Genomic DNA, 8,827 nt, shown 5'->3' with positions numbered 1-8,827 from the left:
GCTAACGTTGTTAGCCATTACGCTACGGCTAACAACGTTAGCCGTCAACTCGTGAGAAGATCCCGTGAGCAGAACGCTTTGAGCCGTTGTGGGGGACGATGTTCGCTGTATCCCTGGGTGACGACGGCGCGGAGCTGCGGCCGCTGGAGCCGTGGCACGCGCAGGAGTTCCTTACCCACATGAACCGGGGCCGGGAGTTCATCGGCCAGTACATCGGGCTGGCCGACGCCGTCACGGACCTGGCCTCCAGCCGTGCCGTCCTCCACTCGTACGCCGAGAAGGCCGCGACCGACACCGGCCGGATCTACGGCATCTGGACGGACGGCGAGCTGGTCGGCGGGGTGCTGTTCCGCACGATGAACCTCGGGCACGGCACCGCCGAGGCGGGCTGCTGGCTGGAGCCGTCGGCGGCCGGCAAGGGGCTGGTCACCAGGGCCGTGCGCGCGATCATCGACTGGGCCGTCGAGGAGCGCGGCGTCCACCGGGTGGAGTGGCAGGTCGCGGCGGCCAACAGCGCCAGCGTCGCGGTGGCCCGCCGGCTCGGGATGACGAGGGACGGCGTGCTGCGGGAGAGCTACGTGCACCGGGGCAGGCGGCACGACGTCGAGATCTGGTCGGTGCTCGCGCCGGAGTGGCGGGCGGCCGGCCGCGAACGCCTCACCGGCGGTGAGCGTCCCGCCGACGGCGAAGGCCCCGCCGGGGACGGCCGGGCGTGACCGGCCTCATCGCGCGATGATGCTGATGCCCAGCATGCGGGCGCCCGTCTCCGTGCGGGGCCGGTGCGAGCTGCCCGGCGCGAACACGACGTAACTGCCGGGCCCGAGCCGCCGCCCCCGGTCGATGAACTCCCCTGACATCACGAAATAGCGCTCCTCGCAGTCGTGCACGTCCACCTCGGGCCACTCGGTCCCGGGGGCGAAGTCGTACATCCAGCCACGGGCCCAGTCGGTGGCGACCAGCCGCCGCCGGACGATGCCGGGGACCACCTCCACCGCCTCCACCTCGTCGGCCAGCAGGACCTGGATGTCATCGGGTTCATGCGTCATGGCCCCATCCTGGCCGCCGGCGTCGCCCGCCGACGAGTGTCCGGATCGACGCCTTCAGATACATTTCTGCCATGAACGTTCACCGGGTGGTCGCGCTGGTCCTGGCGCCGCAGTCCACGTTCGAGCTGGCGTGCGCGGCCGAGGTGTTCGGGGTGCGCCGCCCCGGGCTGACGTCCCGGTACACCTTCGGCGTCTGCGCCGAGCGTCCCGGCGCGGTGCCGACCCTGGCCGGCTACGACATGGCGGTGAGCGACGGCCTGCCCGCGCTCGCCGCCGCCGACACGGTCGTGATCCCCGGCTGGCAGCGGCCCGACGAGCCCGCCCCGCCGGCCGTCATCGACGCCGTACGGGCGGCGCACGGACGCGGGGCGCGGGTCGTCGCGATCTGCTCGGGGGCCTTCCTGCTGGCGCAGGCGGGGCTGCTCGACCACCGCCGGGCCACCACCCACTGGCGGATGGCCGCCGAGCTGGCGGCCCGCTTCCCCCGCGTCGAGGTCGAGCCCGACACCCTGTACGTCGACCTGGGCGACGTGGCGACCAGCGCGGGCACCGCCGCCGGCATCGACCTGTGCCTGCACCTGGTCCGCGCCGACCACGGCGCCGCGCACGCCGAGCGGATCGCCCGGCACATGGTCATGCCGCCGCACCGCGAGGGCGGGCAGCTCCAGTACGCCGAGCCGGACCGCGCCGACCGCGCCGACCGCCTCGCCGACTCCCTCGCCCCGGTCCTCGACTGGGCCGCCGAACGGCTGCACCAGCCCCTCACCGTCGACGACCTCGCCGGGCGGGCGCAGGTCTCACCGCGTACGCTCGCCCGCAGGTTCGCCGGTCAGCTCGGCGTCAGCCCCGGCCGGTGGCTGCTCCAGCGGCGGGTCACGGCGGCCCGCGCCCTGCTGGAGGAGACGGACCTCCCGGTCGAGACGATCGCCGCCAGGGTGGGGCTGTCCACGGCCGCGAACCTGCGGCGGCGCTTCCACGCCGTCCTGCGCACCACCCCCGGCGCCTACCGCCGCTCCTTCGGCCGCCACTGAGCCGTACCGCCACTGAGCTGTACTGCCACCGAGCCGTACCGCCGCTGAGCCGCGCTGTGACGGCCGCGCCCCGGCGGGGCGGGCCGATGGAACGGGATGGAACGCGATGGAACGCAAAAAAGGGAGACGGAACAGCACACTCGGGTCGCCCCCACCTAAGGAGCCAGCCCATGACCACCGTCCATCGTCCCGCGATCCGCCGGCTGCTGATCGTCCTGTCGGCCGTGACCGCGGCCGCCGCCCTTCTGACGGCGCCCGCGTCGGCCGAGCCCAACCCCGTCAACAAGTGCAACAGCGGCACCGGCTTCGCGCTGTGCTTCAGCCTCGACCGGCTGGACGACGGGAACATCAACGTCCACCTCGGCATCGACGTGCACATGAGCCGCGCCGACGCCCAGGCCATCATCGACGGCCCCGGCGAGGAGTTCTCCGCCAAGATCATCGGCCAGGACCCGGCCTTCGACAACAGCCTGGTCTCGGTCCCGGTCACCTGGAGCAGCGCGTGGGACGGCGGGCTGTCGGCCGAGTTCGACCGGGTGGCGACCTGGAGCCAGCTCAACGAGGACGACGGGTACTTCGACGGCTACATCGACGAGCTGTTCGGCCGCATCGTGCTGCGCGACCCCCGCAACGGGCAGACGCGCACGTTCAACTCGGCGCTCATCACCGGCTACTACTGATCACGACCGCCGCGCACGGACCCGTCGTCGCGGTCACGGGCCCGTGCGCGGCTCACCCCGTCGCCCGGGGCGCGGAGCCCTCCCGGGAACGCCCGTCCAGCAGGACGATCAGCTCCGCCAGCCGGTCGAGGTCGGCCTCCTGCAGCCGCCGGTAGGAGGGCGCGAGCAGGGCGGTCAGCGGACGGAGGGGGCCGCGCAGACTGACGTCGAGGGTCGCGGTGAGCCGCACCTCGCGGGGGGAGCCAGGCAAATCGGGAGAGCCGGAGGACCCCGGGGAGACGGTGGTGACCGCGCGTGAGCCGCGCACCGACACCACCCCGCTGCCGCCCCGGTAGCGGGCCTCGGCCCCGTCGGCGTGCTCGACGCGCGTCGGCGTGACGAACGTGAGCCCGGCGAAGCTCAGCTCCTCCACGATCCGCTGGCCGGTCACGGCGGGGCCGGCCGGCTCGACGGTCATGCGGCGGACCTGGTCGCGCCAGCGCGGGTCCTGCGACCAGTCCAGGAAGATCCGGGCGGCCAGGGCGGGATCGGCGCTGACGGTCCGGACGCTGGTCAGCGTGGTCATGGCCGCTCACCCCAGAAGGCGTCCACCTCGTACTGGTCGCGGCTGTGCAGCCACGACTCGGCGATGAGCCCGTCGCGCAGGGTGATCACGTGCGCGAGGTTGTTCTCCAGCGGGACGGGGTGGCCGGGGCGGATGGCGGTGTAGGTGGCCAGGGCGACGGCCTGCTCGTCGTCGGCCAGCACCCGGTGCACGGTCAGCTTCAGCGTCCCCTTGGTCAGGGCGGCGGCGTCGGCGACGAAGCCGATGACGGCGTCCCGGCCCATGTAGTCGCCGGTGTTGGCGCTGCGGCCGGGGACGTGCAGCACCGAGTCGGGCGCCAGGGCGCGACCGGCCGCCTCCAGGTCGCCGCGGGTGAGCGCGTCGTAGAAGTCGTGGACGATTCGGACGTTACGAGGGGACATCGCATCTCCTCAGGGAAAGTATTTCGACGTGGAAACAGTTGCACGAATCTGTTTTGATGTCAAAATACCTGCATGCCTGACTCTGATCCCGTGGAGCTGATGGTGCGGCAGTGGGCGGCTCGCCGGCCGGACGTCGACGCCGCGCCGATGGCCCTGTTCGGCCGCCTGTCCCGGGCGGACGCGCGGGTGAACGCGATGATCGCCGCCACCCTGCGCCCGCACGGGCTCAACCGCGGCGAGTTCGACGTGCTGGCCACCCTCTACCGGGGCGGCGAGGACCTGTCACCGGGGGAGCTGGCCGCGTCCCTGCTGCTGTCCCCGGGCGCGACGACGAACCGGGTGGACCGCCTGGAGGCCGCGGGCCTGCTGTGCCGCGCCCCCGACCCGAGCGACGGCCGGGGCGTGCGGGTCCGGCTCACCGGCGGCGGCAAGGCGCTGCTGGAACGGGCGCTGGCCGATCACGTCGCCGGCCTGGAACGCCTGACCGCCGGGCTGGCCGACACCGAGCGCGAGCACCTCTCCGCGCTGCTCGCCAAGCTCCTGGCCAGGCTGGAGGAGTGATGCCGCCTCTTACGTGAAGGCCCACTGTGCGAACATTGTCGAAATTCGTGAAACGGTGCCTTCCATGGGAGACCGTGTCTACGGTCAACTGTTCGGGGCTCGACGACGGGGCACCCCGTCCTCCATGAGAAAGGCGGTCTCGTGACGCAGTTAGTCGTCGAAGGCCATGGCGTGACCGTGACCCTCGATCCCGGCCGTCCCTACCGGCTGGGCCGCGACCCGAGGTCGGACGTCGTCGTCACCGCCGATCGGGTCTCGCGTACGCACGCGGTGATCTGGTTCGAGGACGGCCGGTGGAACCTGGAGGACGCGGGCAGCCGCAACGGCACGTTCGAGGGCGGCCGCCGCGTCCAGCGGATCGTCGTCGGGCCGGGGAGCAGGGTCAATCTCGGCGACCCGCAGGGGGGCGGGCTCATCAGCTTCCACGCGCCCCCGCCCAAGGCGTCGGCCACGATCCCGCCGCAGGCATCGGCGCCGTCCCAGACCCCGGTGCCGCCACCGTCGCGGACCCCGTCCCAGACGCCGATGCCGCCACCATCACAGATCCCGTCACAGATCCCGTCGCAGGTCCCGCCGCCGCAGGGCCCGGTCGCGCCGCTGCGGATCCCGCGTCAGGCGCCCCCTCCTCAGGGGCCGCCCCATACGCCCCGCCCGGCGGTCCCGCCCCAGGTCCCGCCGCAAGCTCCGCCGCGGACCGCGCCGCAGGCCGCCTACCAGGCGCCGCCCCCATCCGTGCCCCCGGCCGCCTACCCGCCTCCGCCCGCGCCCTCGTCCCAGGGGCCGACGCCCACGCTGCGGTTCCAGCGCACCGGGCAGTGGCGTCAGCCGGCCGCCGTCAGGACCCTGGCCGACACGCAGGTCGTGCGCATCGGCCGGGCGCCCGAGAACGACATGGTCGTCACCGACCTGATGGTGTCCCGGCGGCACGCTGAGCTGCGCATCGCCGGCGGCGTCCACGAGATCGTCGACGTGGGCAGCCGCATGGGCACCTACGTCAACGGCCGCCGCGTGCAGCGCGAGCGCATCACCCCGAACGACCTGATCGGCATCGGCCCCTCGACGTTCCAGCTCGTCGGCGACACGCTCATGGAGTACGCCGACACGGGCGAGGTCTGCCTCCAGGCGCACGACCTCACCGTCACCGTGGGCGACGGCAAGGTGCTGCTGGACCACGTGACGTTCCCGGTGGGCGAGAAGTGCCTGCTGGCGGTCATCGGCCCCAGCGGCTCGGGCAAGTCCACCCTGCTGCGCGCGCTCACCGGGCTGCGCCCCGCCGACCAGGGCGTCGTCACCTACGACGGGCGAGACCTCTACCGCGACTACGCCGAGCTGCGCTCCAGGATCGGCCTGGTGCCGCAGGACGACATCCTGCACAGCCAGCTCACCGTGCGCCGCGCCCTCCTGTACGCCGCGGAGCTGCGCTTCCCCGACGACACCAGGCAGAACGAGCGCAAGGCGCGCGTGGACGAGGTCCTCGACCAGCTCGGGCTGGACCACCGCAAGGACAACCGCATCTCCTCGCTGTCCGGCGGCCAGCGCAAGCGCGTCAGCGTCGCCCTGGAGCTGCTGACCAAGCCGTCGCTGCTGTTCCTCGACGAGCCGACCTCCGGCCTGGACCCGGGGCTGGACAAGTCGGTGATGCAGATGCTGCGCGGCCTGGCCGACGACGGCCGCACCGTCGCCGTCGTCACGCACAGCGTCGCCAACCTCGGCATCTGCGACCGGCTCCTGGTGATGGCGCCGGGCGGGAAGATCGCCTACTTCGGCCCGCCGGACGAGGCGCTGCCGTTCCTCGGCTTCACCGACTGGGCGGACGTGTTCCTGGCCTTCGACGACCCGTCCAGGGACTGGGCCGGCGAGTACGCGCGCTCACCGGCGTACCAGAAGTACATCGCGGCCGACCTGATCCAGCCGCTCGCGATGCGGCAGGCCGTGCAGCGGGAGCTGCCGCCGAAGCAGCAGAGCTGGCCGGAGCAGCTCAGCACGCTGGTGCGCCGCTACTGCCGCGGCATCGCCTCCGACCGGCTGTTCCTCGGCATCACCGTCATCCTGCCGGTCATGATGGGCCTGCTGGCCCGGGTCGTGCCGACCGGCAACCTGATGGGCCCGCCGAACAGCAACGGAAACGCCGCGAACCTGCTGCTGATCCTGTGCATCGGCGGCTGCCTGACCGGCGCCGCTAACGCGGTGCGCGAGCTGGTCAAGGAACGCGCCATCTACCAGCGAGAACGGGCGGTCGGCCTGTCCAGGTCGGCCTATCTGTGCTCCAAGCTGCTCGTGCTCGGGTTGATCACCGTGGCGCAGGGCGTGGTGCTGACCTGGGTGGCGATGTTCAACGTCAAGACGTACGACAAGGGGGTGTTCACGGCGCCGATGACCGAGCTGTCGCTCGCCGTGGCGCTGCTGTCGTTCACCGCCATGACCGTGGGCCTGCTCATCTCCGCGCTGGCCAGGACCAGCGAGACGACCATGCCGCTGCTCGTCCTCGTCACCCTGGTCCAGCTCGTCTTCTGCGGGGCGCTGGTGCACCTGGACGGCAAGCCGGTGATGGAGCAGCTGTCCTGGCTCGTGCCGGCCCGATGGGCGCTGGCCGCGCTGGCCGGCACGCTCGACGTGGGCCAGCTCATCCCGCACATCTCCGACCCGCCGGACCCCCTGTGGAAGCAGGACTTCGGCACCTGGATCCTGGACATGGGCGTCCTGGCCCTGCTCGCCGTCGTCTGCTCCTTCCTGGTGGCCCGCATGCTGCGCCGCCACGAGCCGGCGGTGATGCGCGGCAGGTGACGTTCGCGCTCAGGCGGTGACGCGGGCCAGGACGATCCCGCCGACGATCAGCGCCAGCGCCGCCATCCGGCCCACGGAGACGGGGTCGTCGTTCAGCGCGATGCCCAGGGTGATCGCGCCCACGGCCCCGATGCCGGTGAACACCGCGTACGCGGTGCCGACCGGCAGCGTGTTCATGGCCCGCGACAGCAGCCAGACGGCGGCGGCCATCAGGAGCAGGCAGACCAGGGTGGGCAGCGGCCTGGTGAAGTTGTGCGTCGGCTTGATGCTCTGCGACCACGCCACCTCGATCAGCCCCGCCAGCAGCAGCGTCAGCCAGCTCACCGGGCCGCCTCCTCGATCGCCGCCGCCAGGGACTCCTCGTGCCGCTCGCGCAGGTGCGCCAGCGAGGGGTCGAGGCGGGCGTTGACCAGCTCGGCGTGGATGAACCGCACGTCCTCGACCCGGAAGTGGCCCCGGAAGAAGTCGCGCAGGTAACGCTCCTGGTGGTCGTACGGCTCGCGGGGCGTGCCGGGCCCGTACGCGCCGCCGCGGGCGCTGGTCACCACGAACGAGCGGCCCTCCAGCGACATCTTGGGGAAGGTGATCTGGTCGAGCCAGGCCTTGAGCGCGGACGGGATCGAGTAGTTGTACATCGGGGTGCCGATCAGGATCACCTCGGCCGCCACCACCTCGTCGAGCAGCGGCTTCACGACGGACCACGCCTCGCGCCGGGCGGGGGTGCGCACCGCCTCCTCATAACGCGAAATATCGGTTATCTCGTGCTTCAGGATGTGGTCGCACAGCTCCGTCCACGCCTCGCCGATGTGGGGCGGGGGCTGGGCGGCCAGGTCGCGGTAGACGTAGGCGGCCTGCGGGTGGGCGGTTCGCCATGTCCGGGCGTACACGCTCGACAACTTCCGCGAGAACGACGCGCGCCGCGCGCTGGCGTCCAGGTGCAGCAGCATGTTTCCGCTCCTCCAAGTATGTGGACACACTGTCCGCTTCACTGTAAACGGACGCTGTGTCCACATGCAACCGTGATGCGCGTCCGAACAGGTCGCGTTCACTGATGGTTGACGGCGCGGTCGAGATCGACTAGACCGTTCGGCGAAGGAGGGATTCATGATCCGTAGAGCAGGGTTACCACTGGCGGTGGCGGCGAGCTGCCTGGTCGTTCTCGCGCCACCGGCGTCCGCCGGCGAGGACCGGCCGCCGAAGGTCACCAAGGGCCCGTGCCAGTACACCGAGACGCCCGACGACCCGGCCGTGCGCAAGGTGCCGCTGCCGCCGGACCCGCGCCGCACCCCCACCCGGCCCGTCTCCGCCGTCCTGAGGACGAACCACGGCGACATCGGGCTCACCCTCGACGCGGCCAAGGCGCCGTGCACCGTGCAGAGCTTCGCGCACCTGATCCGGCACCGGTTCTACGACGTGACCTCCTGCCACCGGCTGACCGCCTACGACCGGTTGAAGGTGCTGCAGTGCGGCGACCCCAGCTTCACCGGCGAGGGCGGGCCGGGATATCGGTACAAGGACGAACTGCCCACGGACCTGCCGCCGTGGCCGGGGGACACGACCGGGGCGCGCAAGACGTACGCGCGCGGTGTGCTGGCCATGGCGAACGCCGGGCCGGACACGAACGGCAGCCAGTTCTTCCTGGTGTACGGCGATTCGGGGCTGCTGCCGAACTACACCGTCTTCGGCACCGTGGACGTCGCCGGGCTGGCCGCGCTGGACCGGATCGCCGCCGGCGGCATCGAGCCGACCCCCGACGGCC

Annotated in this window: 11 protein-coding genes; 6 read left to right on the top strand and 5 right to left on the bottom strand. The window is 72.1% G+C overall.

The window, feature by feature from the left end:
- Positions 1-98 precede the first annotated feature (98 nt).
- Entirely contained in the window at positions 99-716 is a 618-nt protein-coding gene (locus tag KME77_RS27455; RefSeq protein ID WP_219471840.1) for a GNAT family N-acetyltransferase, read from the top strand.
- A 6-nt stretch (positions 717-722) separates the two neighbouring features.
- Here KME77_RS27455 and KME77_RS27450 read toward each other — a convergent pair whose 3' ends face one another.
- Positions 723-1,046, bottom strand: a complete 324-nt coding sequence (locus tag KME77_RS27450) for a cupin domain-containing protein (protein WP_219471839.1) — start codon at positions 1,044-1,046, stop codon at positions 723-725.
- A 71-nt stretch (positions 1,047-1,117) separates the two neighbouring features.
- On the opposite strand from KME77_RS27450, the gene KME77_RS27445 reads away from it, so the two are divergent.
- Both KME77_RS27445 and KME77_RS27440 read left to right on the top strand, forming a co-directional pair.
- Positions 1,118-2,077, top strand: coding sequence for a helix-turn-helix domain-containing protein (locus KME77_RS27445; protein WP_219471838.1), 960 nt, complete (start codon positions 1,118-1,120; stop codon positions 2,075-2,077).
- Positions 2,078-2,247: 170 nt separating this feature from the next.
- The gene (locus KME77_RS27440) at positions 2,248-2,757 is read left to right on the top strand and encodes a hypothetical protein (RefSeq protein WP_219471837.1); all 510 of its coding nucleotides are present in this window, start codon (positions 2,248-2,250) and stop codon (positions 2,755-2,757) included.
- 52 nt (positions 2,758-2,809) lie between these two features.
- On the opposite strand, the gene KME77_RS27435 is transcribed toward KME77_RS27440, so the two are convergent.
- Together KME77_RS27435 and KME77_RS27430 are read right to left on the bottom strand one after the other, a co-directional pair.
- Complete coding sequence (locus tag KME77_RS27435; RefSeq protein WP_219471836.1) at positions 2,810-3,322, bottom strand: SRPBCC family protein; 513 nt, start codon at positions 3,320-3,322, stop codon at positions 2,810-2,812.
- The gene (locus KME77_RS27430; RefSeq protein ID WP_219471835.1) at positions 3,319-3,723 is read right to left on the bottom strand and encodes a nuclear transport factor 2 family protein; all 405 of its coding nucleotides are present in this window, start codon (positions 3,721-3,723) and stop codon (positions 3,319-3,321) included. Before KME77_RS27430 ends, KME77_RS27435 begins: the two co-directional genes overlap by 4 nt.
- 72 nt (positions 3,724-3,795) lie before the next feature.
- On the opposite strand from KME77_RS27430, the gene KME77_RS27425 reads away from it, so the two are divergent.
- A complete protein-coding gene (locus KME77_RS27425) occupies positions 3,796-4,284 on the top strand; it encodes a MarR family winged helix-turn-helix transcriptional regulator (RefSeq protein WP_219471834.1) in 489 nt (162 codons plus the stop codon).
- A 141-nt stretch (positions 4,285-4,425) separates the two neighbouring features.
- Entirely contained in the window at positions 4,426-7,068 is a 2,643-nt protein-coding gene (locus KME77_RS27420) for an FHA domain-containing protein (RefSeq protein ID WP_219471833.1), read from the top strand.
- Between the two features lie 9 nt (positions 7,069-7,077).
- On the opposite strand, the gene KME77_RS27415 is transcribed toward KME77_RS27420, so the two are convergent.
- Entirely contained in the window at positions 7,078-7,392 is a 315-nt protein-coding gene (locus tag KME77_RS27415; protein WP_219471832.1) for a DMT family transporter, read from the bottom strand.
- The gene (locus KME77_RS27410; RefSeq protein ID WP_219471831.1) at positions 7,389-8,015 is read right to left on the bottom strand and encodes an FMN-dependent NADH-azoreductase; all 627 of its coding nucleotides are present in this window, start codon (positions 8,013-8,015) and stop codon (positions 7,389-7,391) included. The genes KME77_RS27415 and KME77_RS27410 overlap by 4 nt, the downstream gene beginning before the upstream one ends.
- 157 nt (positions 8,016-8,172) lie before the next feature.
- Between KME77_RS27410 and KME77_RS27405 the strand changes: the two genes are divergently transcribed.
- A partial coding sequence (locus KME77_RS27405; protein WP_219471830.1) for a peptidylprolyl isomerase occupies positions 8,173-8,827 on the top strand: 655 nt, incomplete at its 3' end.

Source organism: Nonomuraea rhizosphaerae (genome assembly GCF_019396405.1).
GTDB classification, from domain to species: domain Bacteria; phylum Actinomycetota; class Actinomycetes; order Streptosporangiales; family Streptosporangiaceae; genus Nonomuraea; species Nonomuraea rhizosphaerae.
This window is presented reverse-complemented; position numbering and strand designations above follow the sequence as displayed.